This is a genomic window from Pseudomonas sp. B14-6, from assembly GCF_013260315.1.
Taxonomy (GTDB): domain Bacteria; phylum Pseudomonadota; class Gammaproteobacteria; order Pseudomonadales; family Pseudomonadaceae; genus Aquipseudomonas; species Aquipseudomonas mandelii.
On sequence record NZ_CP053929.1, the window covers coordinates 509631 to 529847 of the forward strand.

Annotated in this window: 17 protein-coding genes and 2 pseudogenes; 11 read left to right on the forward strand and 8 right to left on the reverse strand. The window is 60.1% G+C overall.

Going from position 1 to position 20217, the window contains the following annotated elements:
• Positions 1-271 precede the first annotated feature (271 nt).
• The 4 genes from HP062_RS02340 to HP062_RS31285 are packed head-to-tail and all read left to right on the forward strand — an operon-like array spanning position 272 to position 6667.
• On the forward strand, positions 272-3160 hold the full coding sequence (locus tag HP062_RS02340) for a peroxidase family protein (RefSeq protein ID WP_218585111.1): 2889 nt from the start codon (positions 272-274) through the stop codon (positions 3158-3160).
• Positions 3073-4050 carry a calcium-binding protein gene (locus HP062_RS02345; protein ID WP_172790744.1) on the forward strand — a complete coding sequence of 326 codons (978 nt, stop codon included), beginning with the start codon at positions 3073-3075 and terminating at the stop codon, positions 4048-4050. Before HP062_RS02340 ends, HP062_RS02345 begins: the two co-directional genes overlap by 88 nt.
• Positions 4026-4301 (forward strand): hypothetical protein, encoded by a 276-nt coding sequence (locus HP062_RS02350; RefSeq protein ID WP_172790745.1) that lies wholly within the window; start codon positions 4026-4028, stop codon positions 4299-4301. Before HP062_RS02345 ends, HP062_RS02350 begins: the two co-directional genes overlap by 25 nt.
• A complete protein-coding gene (locus tag HP062_RS31285) occupies positions 4298-6667 on the forward strand; it encodes a calcium-binding protein (RefSeq protein WP_172790746.1) in 2370 nt (789 codons plus the stop codon). The genes HP062_RS02350 and HP062_RS31285 overlap by 4 nt, the downstream gene beginning before the upstream one ends.
• A gap of 71 nt (positions 6668-6738) precedes the next feature.
• Here the strand turns inward: HP062_RS31285 and HP062_RS02360 are convergent, their stop codons facing one another.
• From HP062_RS02360 to HP062_RS02380, 5 genes are all read right to left on the reverse strand, one after another.
• On the reverse strand, positions 6739-7440 hold the full coding sequence (locus HP062_RS02360; RefSeq protein ID WP_010459348.1) for a VIT family protein: 702 nt from the start codon (positions 7438-7440) through the stop codon (positions 6739-6741).
• Positions 7441-7471: 31 nt separating this feature from the next.
• The gene (locus tag HP062_RS02365) at positions 7472-8449 is read right to left on the reverse strand and encodes an FAD:protein FMN transferase (protein ID WP_256666075.1); all 978 of its coding nucleotides are present in this window, start codon (positions 8447-8449) and stop codon (positions 7472-7474) included.
• A complete protein-coding gene (locus tag HP062_RS02370; RefSeq protein ID WP_172790747.1) occupies positions 8433-10613 on the reverse strand; it encodes a PepSY domain-containing protein in 2181 nt (726 codons plus the stop codon). The genes HP062_RS02365 and HP062_RS02370 overlap by 17 nt, the downstream gene beginning before the upstream one ends.
• 25 nt (positions 10614-10638) lie before the next feature.
• Entirely contained in the window at positions 10639-11109 is a 471-nt protein-coding gene (locus tag HP062_RS02375) for a DUF2271 domain-containing protein (protein WP_010459354.1), read from the reverse strand.
• Between the two features lie 92 nt (positions 11110-11201).
• Positions 11202-11525, reverse strand: a complete 324-nt coding sequence (locus HP062_RS02380; RefSeq protein ID WP_154912524.1) for a PepSY domain-containing protein — start codon at positions 11523-11525, stop codon at positions 11202-11204.
• Between the two features lie 132 nt (positions 11526-11657).
• Between HP062_RS02380 and HP062_RS02385 the strand changes: the two genes are divergently transcribed.
• The 5 genes and pseudogenes from HP062_RS02385 to HP062_RS02405 all read left to right on the forward strand — a co-directional run bounded on the left by HP062_RS02385 (position 11658) and on the right by HP062_RS02405 (position 16758).
• Positions 11658-12317 (forward strand): response regulator transcription factor, encoded by a 660-nt coding sequence (locus tag HP062_RS02385; protein ID WP_010459359.1) that lies wholly within the window; start codon positions 11658-11660, stop codon positions 12315-12317.
• Positions 12314-13656 (forward strand): annotated as a pseudogene (locus HP062_RS02390) (sensor histidine kinase). The gene HP062_RS02385 and the pseudogene HP062_RS02390 overlap by 4 nt, the downstream one beginning before the upstream one ends.
• Positions 13657-14218: 562 nt before the next feature.
• Positions 14219-14866 (forward strand): hypothetical protein, encoded by a 648-nt coding sequence (locus HP062_RS02395; RefSeq protein ID WP_042932140.1) that lies wholly within the window; start codon positions 14219-14221, stop codon positions 14864-14866.
• Between the two features lie 270 nt (positions 14867-15136).
• Entirely contained in the window at positions 15137-16264 is a 1128-nt protein-coding gene (locus HP062_RS02400) for a saccharopine dehydrogenase NADP-binding domain-containing protein (protein ID WP_102593872.1), read from the forward strand.
• A 2-nt stretch (positions 16265-16266) separates the two neighbouring features.
• Positions 16267-16758 (forward strand): DUF2269 domain-containing protein, encoded by a 492-nt coding sequence (locus HP062_RS02405; protein WP_010459366.1) that lies wholly within the window; start codon positions 16267-16269, stop codon positions 16756-16758.
• A gap of 39 nt (positions 16759-16797) precedes the next feature.
• Here HP062_RS02405 and HP062_RS02410 read toward each other — a convergent pair whose 3' ends face one another.
• Complete coding sequence (locus HP062_RS02410; RefSeq protein WP_010459367.1) at positions 16798-17544, reverse strand: SDR family oxidoreductase; 747 nt, start codon at positions 17542-17544, stop codon at positions 16798-16800.
• A 179-nt stretch (positions 17545-17723) separates the two neighbouring features.
• Between HP062_RS02410 and HP062_RS02415 the strand changes: the two genes are divergently transcribed.
• Complete coding sequence (locus HP062_RS02415; protein WP_172790748.1) at positions 17724-18293, forward strand: YceI family protein; 570 nt, start codon at positions 17724-17726, stop codon at positions 18291-18293.
• A 13-nt stretch (positions 18294-18306) separates the two neighbouring features.
• Here the strand turns inward: HP062_RS02415 and HP062_RS30915 are convergent, their stop codons facing one another.
• Together HP062_RS30915 and HP062_RS30920 are read right to left on the reverse strand one after the other, a co-directional pair.
• The gene (locus tag HP062_RS30915; protein ID WP_256666076.1) at positions 18307-18750 is read right to left on the reverse strand and encodes a hypothetical protein; all 444 of its coding nucleotides are present in this window, start codon (positions 18748-18750) and stop codon (positions 18307-18309) included.
• Between the two features lie 237 nt (positions 18751-18987).
• The gene (locus HP062_RS30920) at positions 18988-19119 is read right to left on the reverse strand and encodes a hypothetical protein (RefSeq protein ID WP_256666201.1); all 132 of its coding nucleotides are present in this window, start codon (positions 19117-19119) and stop codon (positions 18988-18990) included.
• Between HP062_RS30920 and HP062_RS02425 the strand changes: the two are divergent.
• Positions 19114-20174 (forward strand): annotated as a pseudogene (locus HP062_RS02425) (diguanylate cyclase). The gene HP062_RS30920 and the pseudogene HP062_RS02425 sit on opposite strands and share 6 nt — an antisense overlap.
• The last annotated feature ends 43 nt before the right edge of the window (positions 20175-20217 follow it).

The following is a 20217-nucleotide window of genomic DNA, read 5'->3' on the forward strand; positions in this document are numbered from 1 at the left end:
CCGACGGCTTGTTGTGTGGCCTGGAACGGCCTGCCAAACCAGGGGATTCGTACTTCAGTGGCCGACCAAGGTCAGGTTTGCACCTGCGACTTAGGTCCCGATTCTTGATTGGACCTTCGCATCTATCGCTGTTCGTTCACCTCCACGATGCTTTAGATGACGAATTAACGATTTGGAATCCAGCTGACAGGCTGCCCGAAAGGTTGGGATCAAGGCCAGGTCAGTCATGACGGATCTGAAGTTTGAAACCCAATTTGACAGGTGAAATATCATGGCCACGCGCTATATTTTGAAACCTTTTCGATTCAATCTTTCCGATCTGGACTTCATGCGGGATCAGATTGATTTTCGTCCGCTCTACGATGCGGATGGCAACGCGATTGTCGATTGGAGCGGGTCGAGTGCGATATACGATGCGCAACACCGGTTAATCTACGATCCAGGCAGCACACCCCTGAGCCAGGCCCAGATTGACAGTAACCTTGCGATGTATGGTCACTCCTACGCGTCGGTGACGGCCTCTCAAGGCCTGCGCGATCCGTCGGGGCTTAACAACAACCTGTACCTGGTCAATGCCACTTGGGGATCAGCCGATCAACCCTTCCTGCAACGCATGGCGGTGTCGTTCGATCATTACGTCAAGCCCATGGCGGGACTTGGCAGCGACCCCAACGCGTTCTACGCCAATACGTTTACAACCAGCCCCGACCCTGCGGCGGCGGACTACACCAAGCGAGGCGACAACCTCGCGACGCCGATCAATGAGGCGTCTCCCGCTCACGACGTTGTGGATTACACGCCGCGCATGATTAGCCGGTTAGTCACCACCGCAGACGTTACCTTCCAGACGGAGCCCGGTAGCACTCACCTCGTCAAGGACGTCAACGGTTTCACCCAGGTGACTGACTACGGCATGCTGGAAGCGCTCGGCCAGCAAGACGCCCAACGCGGCTATGACTTGCAGTTCGATGCCAACGGCAATCCGGTCTGGCAGCTGGATGGCAATGGCAATCCGGTCACTGACCCGCTGACCGGCGCCAACGTACAAGCGTATTCGTCTGTGCCAAATGATGAGTTCTTCATCGGCGCACAGAACCCTGGTGTGTCACCGGTCAATGGCTGGTTTGTCTTGTTCGGCCAGTTTTTCGATCACGGCCTCGATTTCATCGGCAAGGGCGCAGACGGCACCAAAATCACGATCAACCTGTCCCCGGACGATCCGCTCTATGGCGTGATCAACCCCACCACCGGCCAGCCTGCCACCAAGATCGTGATTTCCCGCGCTGATGTGAGCGGCTTCACCGCCGACGGTACACCGCAATGGAACAACCACACATCGCCCTATATTGATCAGAGCCAGACCTATGGCTCCGACCAGGAAGTCACCGATCTGCTGCGAGCGTGGGTGTCCACCGATGGCGGTATCACCTACCATGCCGGCGCCCAAATGCTGGACGGCAACACGTCGGTCGCCTGGACGAATGCGTTTGGCGAAACGACGCACGCCACGCTGCCTACGCTGAACGAACTGCGTGCGCACCTGATGCTCACCCAACGTGCTGACTTGACCTGGGAAGACGTGCTCGATCTGCGCAATCGCGACGCGGCTGGCAACGTGGAAACCGGGGCCGAGGCCGGCAACTCTGGCCAGGCGCTGATTCTTGATATGAACCCGCGCTTCGACGAGGCGCACTTCAAGAACCCGTTGAACCCTGAGGCTGCGACTGATTTCCAGGCCAATATTGCGACCCTCCAGGCTGCGGCGCTGGCGTTGGGCGCCGGTTATGAGTTCGCCTATGTCGACGGTGCTGGCCCCAATGATGGTTACCTGGAACTGAAACTGCCGGCCGGCGCCATGGGCCCGGGATCACCGGCGGTGACGCTGACGGGAGCCAGCGCATTGGCGCTGTGGGTGAATTTCAGCGACTTCAGCATCAAGACATCGATGCAGGCGGGACCCACCGTGATCGCACTCACTCCAGAAGTGCACGCCGCCGTCGGCGAGCTGTTGATGGCGGCGGTGGGCGATCACTACATTGCCGGTGACGGCCGAGTGAACGAGAACATCGGTCTGACTGCGGTACACCATGTGTGGCACGAAGAGCACAACTTCCAGGTGCGCAACATTCAGGAAGCCGTTGCGGTCGAGGACTTGCGTCAGGAGCGGCTCGATCAGGCGGGTACTTACAACCATGACCTGCTGCATGAGTGGCAGGTATCGGTGGTCACCCAGGCGACAGATGTCGTGGCGGCCGGGGTGAGCGTGGTCGGCAATCACTACGAAGATGCACAAGGCAATTACGTTTACGCCGGTGGTGCCATCGCCTGGGACGATAACAAACTGTTCAATGCAGCCAAAATCACGGTCGAGATGGAGTATCAGCATACGGCGGTGGACCAGTTTGCCCGAACCATCACACCCAATATCGCCGAGTTCGTGGGCTACAACAGCGGCGAACAAGCCGATGTGAGCCTGGACTTCTCGCAAGTGGCCTACCGCTTCGGCCACAGCACCCTGCGCGAATCAATCGACCTGATTGATCCGTCGGGAGGCATCACCAGCGGTGTGATGCGCGTTGCACTCGAGCGAGCTTTCCTCACCCCTGAGCTGTTTGCGCAAAAGGGCGCGGCCGCTATCGCCCTGGGCATGACCCACCAACAGGCGAACGAGGTTGACGAATATGTCACGCCAGCGCTGAACCAGGGTCTGCTCGGCCAGCCGCTGGACCTGGCTGCGATCAACATCGCCCGTGGCCGCGACGTCGGCATCCCTACACTCAATGAGTTCCGCGCGGCCATCGGCCTGAGCGAATACAGCAGTTGGGCCGACTTTGGCGCCAACATGATCCACCCGGACAACCTGGTGAATTTCATTGCGGCTTATTCGTTCGACGGCAACGTCGCACGCGCCGCCGCGCTGATCGGTCTGGAGAACGGCACGATCTCCGAAGGCAGCACCGAAGCCCAAGGGTATACGTACAACCAAGCACTGGATTTCCTCAACAACACCTTCAACAGCCCGCTGACGCGGGTAGCTATGGCGTCGACGGCTTTCAACACATCGACACTTGGTTGGGCGGCCTGGCGGAGGTGCACGTCACCGGGGGCATTCTGGGTGAAACCTTCGACACGGTGTTTGTCGACCAGATCAGCCGACTGATGAACGGCGACCGCTTTTACTACCTCTATCGCCTGGACCAGTTGCAGATGGGCGAGGGCATCGTCAATGAACAGTTCAAGGACATCGTCGAGCGCAACACTGGCGCCGAGCACCTCAATGGCAGCGTTTTCGCCTATGCCGACAAGTACTACGACCTGGCGCAGAACGAGGTCGCCAATGCCAAGACTGAGCACAAATACGCCGATGCGATCAAGGCTTACGAGGATGCTCATCCTCTCTACGCCGCCGATGGCATTACGGTGATTGGTCACCAGTCGCTGGGCGTTTATTCAACCCGGGGCAATGCCACCACCAACAACGGCGACATCGTGACCGTCAATGGCGTGCAGTACATCCGTGACTTCCGTGTCGAAGACAGCGCCGCGACCTCTGGCACCACGGCGATCAACGGAGGGGGAAATCTCGACGGCACGCTGAACAGCGGTGCCGAGTCCCACGAGGTGATAGTGGCCAGCGACAGTAACGACCTGATTTACGCCTGGGGCGGTGACGATACGGTCTATGGCGAAGGCGGCAACGACATAATCTACGGCGGCAACGGTATCGACCGCCTGTACGGCGGTGATGGCAACGACCGCATCTACGGCGGCGATGGCGGCGATCTGCTGGACGGTGGCGCCGGTGACGACTACGTGAGCGGCGAACAATCCGCCACGGCTGCGGCGGGCATCGACCAGATCATTGGCGGCGAAGGCAACGACATCCTGCACAGCGGTGTCGGCATCGACAAGCTGTCGGGCGAATCGGGTGACGACTTCCTGTTCGGCGAAGGCGATACCGATGCCTTCACCCACGGTGGTGATGGCAACGACATCCTTGACGGCGGTGCCGGTGGTGATCTGCTGTGGGGGACGGCGGTGACGACCTGATCATCGCCGGCGACGACCAGGATATTTCGGGCGGCCTCGATGGCGACGATATCTTGCGCCCGGGGGCCTTCTCCCAAGCCATGGGCGGTGGGCCGGACGAAGTACTGGGTGGCGACGGCAAGACCGACCTGGGCAACGATGGCAAGGGCATTGGATTCGACTTGATCGACTTCAGCGACCATGCCAAGGCCCCCAAGGTCTCACGATCGATTTCTCGACCCAACAAAACCCGGCGGTGGCCATCGACTTGACCACTCCGTTCCCTGCGTGGGTCGGTATTGAAGGGGTCATTGCCAGCCAGAACAACGACACCATCCTGGGTGATGCGAGCGGCAACTGGCTGATCGGCGGCAGCGGCAATGACAAGCTGGTCGGCGGCATTGGCAACGACGTGATCGTCGGTGACGGCATCCGTCTGGACAGCCTGATCGGCACCTACGCCGGTGGTTACGACAATTATCAGGATGGCGCCAATTACCGTGCTGCCGGATTTATCGGCACCAACGGCCTGCTGGACGCGGTGGGGCCTGGCTACGACAAGCACTTCACCGAGATGCTGAAGTCGGCCACTTTCGAGAATCTGGAATTAGGCGGTAGCCAGGTCACCCGTTTGTGGCGCAATGGGGTTGCGAGTACCAATCCTGCCGATCTCGCCGATAGCGTCACGGTCGGTGACGGTGGCACGGCAGGCGTGTCGGACATGGCAATGTTTACGGGCAACCGGTCGGAATACACGATTCAGAGGATCAACTTTCTGACCCAGCATCAGGGGCTCATCACCGCCTTCAAGATCACCGACAGCGTGGCGGGCCGCGATGGCAGCGACATTGTGGTTGGCGTGGAGAAACTGGGCTTCGCCGACCGCACGGTCAACCTGAGCATCACCAATCATCTGCCGACCGGTAATGTGGTGCTGTCGGGCTATGCCACTTCACCGACCACGCCAAGTCGTCCGGTGCCGGCCCAATACCGGCTGACCGCGAACACCTCGGCCATCCAGGACGCCGACGGCTTGCCTGGGCCAAGCGGGTTCTCCTATCAGTGGCAAGCGCTGGTGGGAGCGACCTGGTTGAGTATCACCGGGGCGAATGCGTCAACCTTTGCGCCCACCTCGGCGCAGTTCGGCCAGCAACTGCGGGTGATCACCACGTACACCGATGACAGCGGCTCGGTGGAACAGCTGACGTCGGCCCCGTCGGAGGCAGTCGGGCGCTTGATCGAGGGCACCAACTTCTTCAACAACACGCTCAATGGCACCAACTTTCAGGACATCCTGATGGGCTACTCGGGCAATGACATCCTCAACGGTGGCTTGGGCTCCGACGTGCTGGACGGCGGCACGGGCAACGACACAATGCGTGGCAATACCGGCAATGATGTCTATATGCTCGATGCCAATGGCGATGTGGTTCAGGAGAATCTGAACGAGGGCACCGATACTGTCATGTCGTCGGTCAGCTACACCCTGGGCGCCAACGTTGAAAACCTGACCTTGCTGGGGGCGAACAACATCAACGGCACCGGTAACGCACTGGACAACGTTATCAATGGCAACAGCGGCAACAACCAGCTCACTGGCTTGACGGGTAATGACACGGTATTCGGGGACGCGGGCAACGATACGCTTCTGGCCTCCTTGAACGATGGCAACGACCACTATGACGGCGGTGCGGATGTCGACACCTATGATTTGTCGGCCACGTCGGCGGCGGCCACGGTGGACTTGCTGGCCGGCACCTCAACCAGTGCCCAGACTGGCAGCGACAGTCTGACCGGCATCGAGAACGTCACCGGCAGTTCGGGCAACGATCACATTCAGGGCGACGGGGTCAGCAACCTGTTGCAAGGCCAGGGCGGCAATGACTGGATGGACGGTGGCAGCGGCGCCGATACGTTGATTGGCGGGCAAGGCACGGACAGCCTGTTCGGTGGGCTTGGCAATGACACCTTCCAAGCGTCGCTCAATGACGGCAACGACAGTTACGACGGCGGTGGCGACACCGATACCTACGACCTGTCGGGGACCTCCGCCAACGCATCGGTCAACCTGCTCACCGGCCTTGCCAGCAGTTCGCAAACCGGCAATGACACCTTGACCGGTATCGAGAATGTGATCGGCGGCAGTGGCGCCAACACCCTGACCGGTGACGGTGGCGCTAACGTGCTGACAGGCCTGGGAGGCAATGACACGCTCGGCGGTGGTGGTGGCAACGATACTCTGGTCGGTGGCGCGAACCGGGACTCCCTGACTGGTGGAGCGGGCGATGATCTGTTTGTCTTCTCGGCCATTGGAGATTCAGGTACGTCAACCCTTACCCGAGATGCAATTACCGACTTTACCCAAGGGCAAGACCGCATCGATTTGTCCCTGATCGATGCCCGGACCTCCGGCGCAGGTTCCGCCGGTAATCAGGACTTCACCTTCCTCGGCGAGTGGAACGGCGCCGGCAATGAGTTCAACAACCAGGCGCAATTGAAGTACCACTTCGTTAATGTCGGCGGGGTCGATCACACCTATGTGGAGGGCAATGTGAACAGCGGCAATGGCGCCGACTTCCAGATTGATCTGGTCGGGCATGTGGCCCTTACTGCGAGCGATTTCGTCGGCGTGGTTTAGGTTGGCAGCGTAAAAAGGGCGCCCCTTTTCACTAAGGGGGCGCCCTTTGTTTTTTGCAGGAGGGACGCGCGCTAGACCACAGCGCCAAACAAGTGCCCCACCAGTGCCGTAACCGCCATGGCCAACGCGCCCCAAAAGGTCACCCGCCAGGCACCGGTGATGACCTTGGCGCCGCCGGCCCTGGCGGCAATGGCGCCCAGCGTCCCGAGAAACACCAATGACATGCCCGATATCCAGGGTACCACGCTGTGCTCCGGTGCGACAAACGTCACCGCCAGGGGCAGGGCGGCACCCACCACAAAGCTGGCGGCGGAAGCCAGGGCGGCCTGCAAGGGTTTGGCGGTAAGGGTGGCGCTGATACCCAGTTCGTCCCGGGCGTGCGAACCCAACGCATCATGGGCCATCAATTGATCGGCCACCTGATGCGCCAGTTCGGGTGATACGCCACGGTGCATGTAGATGTTGGCGAGCTCGATGTGTTCGGCTTTCGGGTCACTGGCCAGCTCGGCCCGTTCGCGGGACAAATCGGCACGCTCGGTATCCGCCTGGGAGTGTACGGAGATGTACTCGCCTGCCGCCATGGACATGGCGCCGGCCATCAGCCCCGCCATGCCCGTGACCAGCAACGTGGCGTGGCTGGCGTTGGCGGCGGCGACGCCGATCAGCAGGCTGGCGGTGGAGACAATGCCGTCGTTGGCCCCAAGGACGGCGGCGCGCAGCCAGCCGATACGATCACTGCGGTGGGACTCGGTGTGTCTGTGCATGAATTTCATGGTTGAGCGCGACTCACTGTCATTGGGCGGTTCACATCGGGCGGGTTTCAATCTGCGCCTGCAACTGGCCGCCGACAATGGATATTTCCTTGAATTGTTGGCCGTCGCGCAGCACGAACAGCGCGTCCATCCCGCGTTCCTGTGCCAGACGTGGCCCTTCGGTTTCACCCAGCACCATCAGCGCCGTGGCCCAGGCATCGGCGAGCATGCACGAAGCAGCCACCACAGTGACGGCGGCGAGCGGGTTGCACAGCGGCGCGCCGGTGGCCGGGTTCATGGTATGAGCATAGGCTTGACCGGCCACGTCGACCCACTGTCGGTAGTCCCCGGAGGTCGCGATCGCGGCGTCGCCAAGTTCCATCACACCCATGACTTCACGCACGCCCCGGTCAGGCTTTTCCACCGCCACGGTCCAGCACTGGCCATCGGGTTTGACGCCCCGGGCGCGCATCTCGCCATCGATACCGACCAGGTAGCGGGTGATGCCAAAACCATCCAGGCAACGGGCCAACTCATCGACGCCAAACCCCTTGGCGATGCCATTCAAATCAAGGTGCAGTGGCGCGCGCTTGCGCACCTGATTGCGTAACGGGTCGACCACCAACGCGGCGCTGGCTGACAGCCGGGTGCGCGGCGGCATCGTCGCGCGCGCCTGTTCTGTAACGGTCGGTTCTGCGGGGCCGAACCCCCAGGCATTCACCAGATCACCGACGGCAATGTCGAAGGCGCCGCCGGATTGCTGACTGACACGCAGTGCCGCTGACAGCACCGTTGCCAGTTCCTGGGGCACCGTAATCCATTGCTGCTCGGGGGCGGCATTGAGGCGGTTGAGGCCCGAGTCGGGTTTCCAGGTGGACATTTGCTGGTCCACCCGGGCCACCGCGCACGCCAAGTGACGACCCACTTCGTCGGTATCGATTCCGGCCCCGGCATAGAACAGGGCGGTGTAGCGGCTGCCCATGGTTTCGCCGTTCAGGCTGTAGCGCTGCAACTCAGTAGACGTCTTCACGGTAGCGTCCTTGTGCCTTGAGGGTCAGCACCGTCAGGTTGAGAGGTGCCAACACCTCATCGAGGGCGTGCATCACGCCTTTGGCCATTTCGCGACTGCCACACACCAGCACCTGGGCGCCTTTTTCAATCAGTCGACGCAGGGCCTGGGCATCGCCGATCAGCCGGTCTTGCACGTAGCAGCGGTCCTGAACCTGAGAGAAGGCGGCGCGCAATGCCGTCAGGCGCCGGTCGGCCAGGTACTGCTTGAGTTGCGGCTCGTAGAGGAAGTCCGAGGCCGGGTTGCGCCCGCCCCAATACAAGTGCATCGGGTGGTGGGCCGTGTTGTTGCGGATAAAACCGGCCAATGGACCGATGCCGGTACCGGCACCGATCAGGATCACCGGGTGCGCGCCCGACGCCGGGCGAAATTGCGGGTTGGGCTGGATAAACGCTTCGATCGATGCTCCGATGTCCAGGCCATGAAGGAATTCCGAGCACACGCCGCCGTTGTGTTTGCGCACGCAGATTTCCAGCACGCCGTCCTGCGAACCGCTGGCCAGCGAGTAGAAACGGGGGATCGGACTGCCCGGAGGCACAATCCCGACCAGGTCACCGGCCAGGAAGTCCGGCAGCGCACCGGGTGCCTTGAAGCGCAAGACGTGGGTCGGTGCGTTCACCTGTTCGCCATAGACGATGCGCTCTGTCAGCAGCAATGGATGGGTCTGTGGCCGCTGCGGGGCATGGACCAGTGTCAGGTCATGTTTGAGCACGTCGCCCAGCGCGTGGCCCCAACGTGCAAATTCCTGAGAGGATTGGCGGTTGACGGTTTCCAGCCCCAGTAACGGCGAGCCACCGGCTTGCAACATCGCGTCCTGCACCTGATGGGCGAACTGACAGAACTGCGCAAACTGGCGGTCACCAAAGCCCAGCACGGCAAAGGGCAGGCCGGGCTTGAGACCGGTTTTGGCCAGCCGCGCCATGAACTGCGAAGCCGAGGCTGGCGCGTCGCCGTCACCGTGGGTCGCGGTGAGGATGATCACGCGTTGGGCGCTGCGGTAGTCGTTGGCGTATTGATTCATCGCCGCGCTATGCACTCGGTGTCCGGCCAGGTGCAAGGCGTCATGCAAGGTCTTGGCAAAGCCCCAGGTGCTGTTGTTTTCACTGCCCACCAGAATCACGCTGTCGGCAGAGTGGGCAGGGCTGTTGTGGCGGATGTTCGGGCTCGCCTTGCGCCGACGCCACCACAGCAGAAGGCCGGTGACGCTCATCAACGGCACACAGAGGGCGCAGAGCCCAAGCGGCAGGCCCAGCCACCACAGGCCTTCACCGGTGTGCAGCTGATAGATCAATTCGTAGAGGTTGTGCATCGAGTCGTGGGCCTGGTAGGACAACAAGGCGCCGCTGGCCTGATCCACGTAGCCGTCGCCCTGGGCCGTGCGCAGGGAAAACACGTCCTTCGGGTTGCCAGGACTGGGGTAGACCAGTTCGCGCAGGTCATTCAGATCGGTGGCCTGCAAGGCTTGCAGGCTCGCCACCGGCAAGGCCGGCCCGGCACTGACGTGGGCGGGGAAGGCGGGTTCATTCTGACTGCCGTCGGCGATAAAGCCGAAGGTGGTGGCGGACATATACAGCCCGCTCAAGGCCGACAGCAGCAGCCCGAGCAAAGCCAGTCGTCCGACTTCAGCATGCCAGCGTTGGTTGAACGTGCCGCGCAGTGGCCGCAGCAGGTTGCGCCAGCCACCCAGGCGTCGGGCCAGCAACAGCGCGCCGGACACTGACAGCATCAGCATGAACAACGCGCCGACACCCGACACCCCATGGCCCGGCGTACCAAGGAACATCGAGCGGTGCAGCTCTTTCACCCAACGCGTGAACCCGGAGGGCGCATAAGGCGCGAGGCCTTCGCCAGTCAGTGGGTCGACCGTTTCAGCCCCGGCCTGACCGTTCTGGTTGTAGTAGACGATGACCGTCCCGGACGCTGTTCGCTGGATCTGCTCCACGCCCGGAAAGTGATTGGCCACACGCCCGGCCAATTGACCGACGTTGAGTTGCCCGGCCGCGGTGGGGGTGCTGTGCAAGCGTTCCAGCGCCGGGTCGACCGACAGGATCGCGCCGCTGATGGCCAACAGCATGACCAACAGGGCGGCGATCAGGCCGGACAGGGAATGGGACTGGCGAAGCATGTTCAGCCTCCAGAAAGGGCAGGTGCTACAAATCGTAAGTAAAGGACTCGACATAGGTGCTGCCGGTCGCCGGCTGGCCTGCGCCCTTGGACGTCAGGGGCACGCTGACATCGGCGCGGGCGTCACGTTTGTCCTCGACGGCACTGTCGATGCGGATCTGATACCCGGCATCGATCAGGGTGTCTGCCAGTTCGACGCTGACTTTGAGCGTGCGCCCACTGCCGACACTGGCGCCGCTGACGCCGTCAAACTCGCTCGGGTTCATCCCGCTGCCACGGGCCCAGTCGCCCAGGTGTTTGTAGTACTTGGCCTTCTTGCCGGCCACCCACAGGGTTTTCTGGTATTGGCCGTTGGCGTCGGTCACGTAGATCGCCAGGTAGGCATCATTGCCGCTGTAGTCCTTGAGCTGGGTGGTCAGGGTTACTTCCCGGGCCTGGGCCAACCCCGGCAGGGCAATGGCGCCGGCGAGACAGGTGGCTGCGATGATCTTTTTCATGAGGGTGTCCTTGTGATCGTTAGGTCGAGAGCCTGGACCTGCTTGCTGACAGCAACCTGAATCGCAGGAAAAACTCATCGACGGGTGAGGCGTCATTCGGTGAGCGGGCTGCCGAGATAATCCCTGGCATCGCCGTCGTCGCGGAAATGGATCTCGAGCGTGCGCAGGCGCAGCGAGGCCGGTGAGTAGCTGGCTTCGATGGCGTTGCCCTTGCGGTCCAACCCCTTGAGTTCGTAACAACCGTCGTCGACCTTGATGCGTTGCACGCTCCAGCCGTATTGCCGCTCGACCTGCTGTCGTAAAGTCTCGCGCGGTTGCCAGTCGCTCACCGGGTCGCTGCAGTCGTCGTCGGCCATGGCGAAACCGCTAAGCAGCAGGCCCAACAGCGCGGCATGGGCAATAAAACCTGATTTCATGATCTGTCTCCTGCCGAGGTCGGCGTCTGTGGCATACCCTAAGGTGCATTCCTGACAACCAGCTGAATCTTCAGATTCACGTCAGGTAAGGCGATTAAGGTGCGGCACGACAACCACCACAGGAGGTGCCAGATGCGGGTTTTATTGGTCGAGGACGCCCCAGGGCTGGGGGAAGCGGTGCGCGAACAGATCGCCGATGACGGTCACGCCGTCGATTGGGTGCAGCGCCTGGACCATGCGCGCAACAGCGTGCGCACCACGCCTTACGACCTGATCCTGCTGGACCTGATGCTGCCGGACGGTCGCGGGCTGGATTTTTTGCGTCAGCAGCGCTCGGCGGGGGACGTGACCCCGGTGATTATCCTGACGGCCCAGGATCAGATTTCCGATCGCATCGCCGGCCTCAATGCCGGGGCCGACGATTACCTGGTCAAACCGTTCGACCTGTTTGAACTCTCGGCCCGTGTGGCGGCGGTGGCCCGCCGTTACAGCGGCAACCCCAATCCGCAGATCAGACTTGGTGATGTGCAGGTCGACATGAGCGCCCGCACCGTGCAGCGTGCCGGCACCACCGTGGACCTGACGGCCCGGGAATGGGCGCTGTTCGAAGCGTTCGTGCAGCGCCCCAGCGCGTTGTTGTCCAAGTCGCAGCTCGAAGAGCGGCTGTATGCCTTCGGTGCCGAAATCGAGAGCAATACCATCGAGGTGTACATCAGCCGTCTGCGTAAAAAACTGGGGCGCGATCTGATTGAAACCGTGCGCGGCATGGGCTACCGGTTGGCGGCTGCATGAAGTCTTCTTCGAGCCTGCAAAAACGCCTCGGCCTGGGGCTGACCCTGGGCATGACCTTACTGTGGCTGGGCGCGACTGTCGGCGCCTGGCTGGTGGTGCAACATGAGTTGAACGAGGCGTTCGACAGTGCGCTGGAAGAGACCGCGCAACGGATCTTGCCGCTGGCCGTGCTGGAAATCAGCAACCGGGAGGAACCCCGTGAAGCGCAGCACGTTGCGACGTTGAAAATGCACAACGAATACCTGACATACCTGGTGCGCGATGCCAGCGGCAAGATCCTGATGCAGTCCCACGACGCCAACCCGAAGATCTTCAGTAAGCGGCCGACCGAGGGATTTTCCACTTCTGAAAAGTACCGCTTGTATGGCGCCAGTGCGTTACGCGAGACGCTGTTCATTGAGATCGCCGAGCCGCTGGGTCATCGCCGTGAAGCCGCGCGGGAGGCTTTGTTTGCCTTGTTGTTGCCGCTGTTGGCGCTGATTCCCGTCAGCCTGTTGGGCACCTGGTTGTTCGTGCGGATCAGCCTGCGCAGTGTGTTGGCGTATCGTCGGGCGGTCGAGGCGCGTGGGGTGGGGGATCTGTCGCCGATCAAGGTGGCCCGCCTGCCCGCAGAAATCGATCCGTTGGCCGAGGCGGTCAACCACCTGCTGGAGCGCTTGCGCAAGGCTCTGGAGGCCGAGCGCAGTTTTACCGCCAACAGCGCCCATGAACTGCGCACGCCACTGGCCGCGACCCTGGCGCAGATCCAGCGCTTGCACCACGAGGCGCCCGAAGGTCCGTTGCGGGTGCGGGCGGCGAAGATCGAAAACGCCTTGCGTGAGCTGGCGCGGCTTTCGGAAAAGCTCATGCAATTGGCCAAGGCCGAGGGCGGGGGCTGTTGTCCGAAACGCCTCAGGACCTGATTCCGTTGCTGGCCCATGGCGTTGATGAGTGGAACCAGCGCAGCGGCCAGCGCATTGAATTGCATTTGCCAGGGCAGGCCAGCGTGTACTCGAACATCGACCCGGATGCCTTTGGCATCTTGTTGCGCAACCTGATCGAGAACGCGCTGAAGTACGGCGCCACCGACCAGCCGATCGAAGTCAGCCTCACCGAACAGGCCCAACTGCGGGTAGTCAATGGCGGCCCGGCGGTACCGGCGTCGGTGTTGCAGCACCTGACCGAGCGTTTTGTGCGAGGTCACAGTGAAATAAGCGGTTCTGGATTAGGGCTGGCGATCGCCAAAACTATTGTCCAAGGGGTCAACGCGAGTATGAAATTGGTCTCTCCTGCAACCGGTCGACAAGAGGGTTTTGAAGTGTGCGTCTGGTTACCGCTCGCGACGGTGATCGGAGACTGATAACGGCCGGGTCATTGTCGTAAATCCGCTTGCGTTAAAAAGTCCGACTGTTTCAGCGGTGAGGACAGCGAATGAGAGCGGGTTTCTCAGGCACTTATCGTAAGTAATGCAACAACTAATGGATCCAATGGAAGTATCTGGCGCTCATCTAATTTACGCGGGCCAGTTATCATGCGGCTTTCCGGGAAGTTGCCGACTTACCGTCGGGATGAGTTGCTTTAACTGAAGTAACCGTTTGTCGGTAGTCTGCTCAAAAAATGAACATTCTAGCCTCTGCGCCCTCTGATACTTCAGCATGTCACCATGACGTGCTAATGCTGTCGTAAAAAAGAAGTGGAAAAAAACCTCATGTGCAGTGAATGCAAATGGGGATTTTTTTATCTGAAATTCAGGAGGTAATAACTAAGCCGGTCATTGAATTGCCAGGTAATTCAATGGGCTAAGCAGTGTCAGGTCGACGATTTGGCATATCTTATAAAAAGTAAGATCGCACAGGGTTTGAAGAGCGAAATGCCCTGTTGAAGAACCGATCTGTACTATCGAATAAGGTGGGGAACTTACCGTGGCGATAAATACAATTATGAGCCTGTTGGAAAACAAAGAATGTATGGAATTTTTGCGGCTGGGCGTTATTTACGTTCATTTATTGTCGTGTTGCGTGGCTATTGGTCTGGTGTTGACCAGTGATATTGCAATGGTTAAAGATTTATTGAAACGGAAAACGTCCACTGGGCATGATCATGCTCACATGGAAAGTCTGCAGAAGTCGGTGGTGGTTGCGTTAATCGCGTTATGGGTAACCGGTATCGCTGTCATGGGAATTGATTACCTGGATAAAGGTATGAACTACTTCATGAACCCAAAACTTCAAGCCAAAGTCATTATTGTCATGTTGCTGACCTACAACGGCATGTTGTTGCATCGCCTGGTATTGCCCGCTTTGCAAAAGGCCGGCTCCTTGCTCGATCTCGGATTCAGCGCACGGATGCTGGCGCTGTTTTGCGGCTCGCTGTCGGCGGTGTCGTGGATGTACGCGGCCATGCTGGGCGTCGGTCGCCCGTTGGCCTGGAAATACTCGCTTTCCGAACTGTTGATGGCGTATCCGGTGCTGATCGCGTTGGGTTTCCTGACCATGCTGGTGTTGACTCAGCGAGTCAAACAACAGGACTACGCCGTTTTCTCTGCGCGGACCGTTGCGAGCCAGTGCTAGGCCCGTTCAGCGCGTAAGTCTGGCGGGCTTGTTTTAAAGCCTGGCAGTGGCGACTTTCTTAGTGCAAGGCAATATAGGCCTGCACTGAGAAGGTCGCTTTTTTTTTGCCGCCATCTTGGCGCGTAACTGTAAGCGGGCACGGTGAATGGATGCTCGCTTATGGCTAGCGGTGCTTCGCGGCTTGCCTGTCCGTTCGATATCAGTAAAGCTTTGCCGCGCCCGGTCCCGGGCGGGTTGGCTACATGATCCAATGGTTAAGGAAAGCGTTGAATGACACTCAGGGTGATGGTGGTCGGTGGCTACGGAAATTTCGGCAGCATCGTTTGCAGGCATTTAGTTGCGATGCCAGACGTAGAGCTGGTGGTCTCCGGTCGTAACTCACACAAGTTGCAGCGCCAGGTCAATGAACTGAAAACCCAGTCCGGCCGTGTCTGTGAAAGTTGGTGCGGTGATGCCATGGGCAGTGCGTTCGGCTCCGCGCTGAGCGCGATGGGCATCCAGTGGGTCGTGCACACCGGCGGCCCGTTTCAGGGGCAATCCTATGCCGTCGCGCAAAGCTGCATCGACGCGGGCGTGAACTACTGCGATCTGGCTGACTGCCGCACCTTCGTCAATGGCATTGATGTGCTCGACGCGAGCGCAAAACAGGCCGGCGTGGCCGTTCTCAGTGGGTGCAGTTCGGTGCCGACGCTGTCGTCGGCGCTCATCGACCACTATCGATATCGCTTCAAACGCATCGACTCGATCGCGCATGGCATTTCTTCCTCGGCCAAGATGCCCGGCCTCTCGACCGTCGAAGGGGTGCTGGCCTATGCGGGCAAACCAATCAAGCAGCTCAAGAACGGCCAGGTGCACGAAGTGTCGGGCTGGCAGGATTTGACCCTGCGCAAGATGCCGCAATTGGGGACTCGTGTCCTGTCCAATGTCGATGTGCCGGACATGGATATCTTCGCGGCCCGTTACGGCGCCCATACCTTGAGTTTCAAGGCAGGTTCGGGCCTGAAACTCGGTGGCGTGGTCAACTACGTGCTCGCCGAAGCGTTGAGAATCGGGCTGGTGCGAGACTCCGCGGCGTGGGCGGCAAGGCTGCATCGTTGGGGGACGTGGTTTGAGCGATTCGGTGATGGCTTGAGTGCGATGTACATCGACGTCGAAGGGCAGGGCGTTGACGGGCAACCGCTGTCCATGACCGTGCAATTGACGGCGCACAATGACAAGGGCCCTGAAATCCCGAGCTGCGCGGCTGTCGCCCTGGTAGCAAAACGGGGCGCGGGTTACGTGCCGGCACCCGGCGCCCGTCCCTGCGTGGGCGAGATCAGCGTCGACGAGTACATGGCCGCGATCAACGACCCCGCCAATCTGCAGCTGTCCGTGCGCTTTTCTGACGAGCAGGGCTGAGCATGCTCTATCTGTGCCTGAAGTACCTGCACGTCATTGCCGCGATTTTCCTGTTCGGGTTCGGCATGGGCTCCTACCTCTATCTGATCGCGGCCAGTCGCACAGCCAACCCGCAAGTGATCGCGCACGTCGCCAGAATGGTGGTGCGCTTCGACACCTGGATTACCACCCCGGCAGGCTTCATTCAGATCGTCTCCGGCTACCTGCTGATGAAAGTGTCCGGGCTGCCCATGAGCACTGAATGGATTCTGACCTCGTTGATCATTTTCCTGTGCGTGGGGTCATTGTGGCTGCCGGTGTTGGTGCTGCAGAAGCGGCTGCACGGGATGGCGTTGAGCGCGGTGGAGACGGGCGAGGGGCTCGACGCGCAATACCGGTCGGTCTACCAGAAGTGGTTCTGGATGGGCGTGATGGGTTTTGCGGGGATGTTTGTGATCGTGATGATGATGGTCACGAAGATGACGCCGATGCAGTTGATCGAGGCGGTGGCCTAGCGCAACGGCCACGCCTCATATTTGACCTGGCTTTGTCGCCTAGTGGGTCTCAAGCCACTCCTGAAACCGGGTCGCGCCGACAATGGGATTGGCACCTGGTGTCAGCGACTGGTCATTGATCGGCGCACCGAAGTAAGGAACCGTGTCGTCCGCGACGGTCTGGCGTGGGTCCCGGGTGTGCTTCAAATAGTCGCTCGCGAACTCGATGAGCGGGCGGTTTTCAGGGCCGGCCACTTCGACGGTCTGATTGATCGGTGCTTTCAACGCGATGTCCGTCAGTGCCGCCGCCACATCGGCCGAGGCCACCGGTTGCAGCGCGGCGGACGTCAAGTGAATGGTGTCGCCTTCCTCGCGCCCGGAGTGAGCAATGGCATGGATAAACTCGAAAAACTGCGTGGCCCGCACAATGGTGTAGGGAATGCCCGACTTCTTGATGAGTTTTTCCTGGGCCATTTTCGCCCGGAAGTAACCACTGTCGAGCATCCGCTCGGTGCCGACCACCGACAGCGCAACATGGTGTTTGACGCCGTCGATTTTCTCCGCCGCGATCAGGTTATGCCCGGCGGTTTCGAAGAAGTGCAACGCCGCGTGGTCCTCGAACGAGGGCGAGTTCGACACGTCGACCACCACGTCCGCACCTTTCAACGCCTGCGTCAGCCCCTCGCCGCTGATGACATTGACGCCGGTGCTTGGCGACGCCGCCAAGGCTTCATGCCCCAGATCCTGCAGGTTCTGGCAGAGCTTGCTGCCGATCAGCCCGGTGCCGCCGATGACGACGATTTTCATGTCCTGTCTCCCGAAGCGGTGAGTGCTTGAATCATTAAACACCTGTGCAGGTGGCCGTATCGGGCGCTGGTGCACGTTGCCGACAGGAGGTCGGAAGTCTCAATGCCTGGTGGAATAAACGGTGGTTCTTTGCTTTAGTCCACCTGTCTGGCCAGCGTGTGCCACGACTGGAGCGCCCCATGAACACTCGATTCCCGTCGTTTTCCGTACTGGCTGCTGCGCTTGCCTTCGGCTTTTCTCCAGGTGCCGAAGCGGCCGAATACACGCAAGTGAATGAAACCGCCAGCACGATCTCCTTTACGTACAACCAGTTCAGCTCGCGGGTGTACGGCACGTTTGATACGTTCAAGGCCACGCTCGACTTCGACACGAACAACCCCGAGGAGGGCCGTGCCGCGCTGACCATCCAGCTCGACAGCATCGATGCCGGTAGCGAAGACGCAAACACCGAACTGCAAAGGCCCGCCTGGTTCGACACGCAGAAGTATCCCGAGGCGACGTTTGAATCGACCGCCGTGAACGCGCTGGGTGACCACCGCTATTCGATCACCGGCAAACTGACGCTCAGAGGTGTCACCCGTGAGGTGACCGTTCCGGTCCTCCTGAAAGAGGAGGAGGCCATCGGGATCTTCGATGGCCAGCTAACGCTCAAGCGTAGCGACTTCAAGGTCGGCGAGGGTGAATGGGGCGACACGGTTGTTTCCGACGACATCATTATCCGGTTTCGGATGGTTGCGCCGCAGCGGTAGCGGTCAGTGGGGTCTAACGGCAAGCATCCGTCACGGCCTTCTCGGCCCGTTCAATTTCCTGCTTGATGTCCGTGGTGATCCGCTGTTCCTTGAACTTCTGTTCGAGGAATTGCTGACTGCCCTGGTTTTTCAGCTCCGCGTCGGTGGCGGCGTCCTGCGCCTTCAACTCGGCAGCGTGTGCGTCTATGACGGCTTCAACCTCGGCATCATTCTTCGCGGTATCCAGGGAACTGACCAATTTGCCGACTTCGGCTTTCTCGGCTTCGGCGTAAGCATCGACAGACAGCCCGGCAGCCATCGCTCGAGCTCGAATTTCCACCTCTTCCTTGTGCTGTCGAGCTGCCTTGCACACTGCATCCCGGCGCGCGCGTTCGCCAGTGTTCCATTCTATAAACCCATACGTCGTCACTCCGATCATGGTCAGGGTAATGACGGCGCTGATAAGTTGGGCTCTCACATCGCGCAACCTCAACAGTCAAGTGGATCCGTATGGGTCACTATCGCCCGATTCCATGGGAGGCTTCAAAAGCGTAGCAGGACGAACGCGTTGTACGTTGCTGGCGCAATGTCATTTGGCTCGATGCCTAGGGATAGCTCACTTTGTGCTATTACTTTTCTGACGATTGTCACAGAGGCTTTAAGGGCGCATTGCCGTGAATGTGCGGGTACCCACGAGTCGTAATTGTTTGTTTGCCTAGGTGGCAGGATGCCACAATCGCTTTTTTTGTCGCAGCATCATGATCAGGCGGATCAAATGGGTGGCCCAGGATTTCGGCACGACCAGGATGCTTTCATCGCAGCGCAGGTGCGCAGTGATCGATTGCATCAGCTTTTCCACCAGTCATTCCCTGCGATTTTCGGCAGTTTTCTGGCCGCGATCATGCTGTGCGGGCTGTGCTGGGAGCGTTTTGATCACTCCATCATTTTCACCTGGATAGGGCTGCTGACAGCGTCGTCGTTGCTGCGCCTCCTGATGTTCGTGGCCTGGTTTCGCTGCCCGGACAGTGAGCGCACCCCGCAACGCTGGGAGAAGAAATACGGGTTCACGCTGGTGTTGTCCGCCGGGATATGGGGGCGGGTGCATTTGCGGTCATGCCGGCAAACGACCTGTTGGCCCAGGCACTGGTCATGCTTTTTGCCGTCGGCATGTCGGTCAGCGCGGTGTCGTGTTATTCGGCGTATCGATACATGACGCTGGCGTCGATTGGCCTTGTGTTGTTGCCGTGTACGCTCTGGCTGCTGTTTCAATCGTCAGCGATTCAGGTCGGCATGGCGCTGGCCGTCATTGTGTTCGCCTCATTCGTGGCCAGCGCGACACGCAAACTGGCCGAAGCCCTGGAAACCGCCTTCCTGCTAACCCGCGAAATGGAACGCGCCCATCGCATTGCCACTTACGCCGCACAGACCGATGAACTCACCGGCCTGAAAAATCGCCGCGCTTTTTTCGAGCATGCCCAGCAACTGTTCCATGACTGCCAACACAACCGGTTACCGTTGTGCGCGGTGATGCTGGACATGGATCACTTCAAGCACATCAATGACACCTACGGTCATCAGGTCGGGGATCAGGTGTTGCGGCAAATGGGCGTGATCATCAACCGGTCCTTCCGCGACACGGATGTCTTCGGCAGGCTCGGCGGTGAAGAGTTCGCGATCCTGCTCCCGGATACTTCCATTGAAGTCGCCCTTAACATCGCCGAGCAACTTATCCAGTCGATCGGTGGATTGATGACCGGACCGGTTCACCGTATATCGGCCAGCCTCGGTGTGGCAGCGATGGACATCGGCGACAACGATTTTCAAAGTTTGCTGAATAACGCGGATAAAGCGCTGTATCGAGCCAAGGCGCGTGGGCGTAATCAGGTAGCTGTTTCGGAGTAGGGAGATAGAAAGGTTTTTCGGCCCTGCTTGAAAGCATTCACGC

Coding starts and splice junctions, on each gene's coding strand:
- HP062_RS30920 (WP_256666201.1), bottom strand. CDS start 19,119: ATGCAATCGATCACTGCGCACCTGCGCTGCGATGAAAGCATCCTGGTC.
- HP062_RS02415 (WP_172790748.1), top strand. CDS start 17,724: ATGAACACTCGATTCCCGTCGTTTTCCGTACTGGCTGCTGCGCTTGCC.
- HP062_RS02375 (WP_010459354.1), bottom strand. CDS start 11,109: ATGAAAAAGATCATCGCAGCCACCTGTCTCGCCGGCGCCATTGCCCTG.
- HP062_RS02360 (WP_010459348.1), bottom strand. CDS start 7,440: ATGAAATTCATGCACAGACACACCGAGTCCCACCGCAGTGATCGTATC.
- HP062_RS02405 (WP_010459366.1), top strand. CDS start 16,267: ATGCTCTATCTGTGCCTGAAGTACCTGCACGTCATTGCCGCGATTTTC.
- HP062_RS02410 (WP_010459367.1), bottom strand. CDS start 17,544: ATGAAAATCGTCGTCATCGGCGGCACCGGGCTGATCGGCAGCAAGCTC.
- HP062_RS02400 (WP_102593872.1), top strand. CDS start 15,137: ATGACACTCAGGGTGATGGTGGTCGGTGGCTACGGAAATTTCGGCAGC.
- HP062_RS02340 (WP_218585111.1), top strand. CDS start 272: ATGGCCACGCGCTATATTTTGAAACCTTTTCGATTCAATCTTTCCGAT.
- HP062_RS02370 (WP_172790747.1), bottom strand. CDS start 10,613: ATGCTTCGCCAGTCCCATTCCCTGTCCGGCCTGATCGCCGCCCTGTTG.
- HP062_RS02385 (WP_010459359.1), top strand. CDS start 11,658: ATGCGGGTTTTATTGGTCGAGGACGCCCCAGGGCTGGGGGAAGCGGTG.
- HP062_RS02380 (WP_154912524.1), bottom strand. CDS start 11,525: ATGAAATCAGGTTTTATTGCCCATGCCGCGCTGTTGGGCCTGCTGCTT.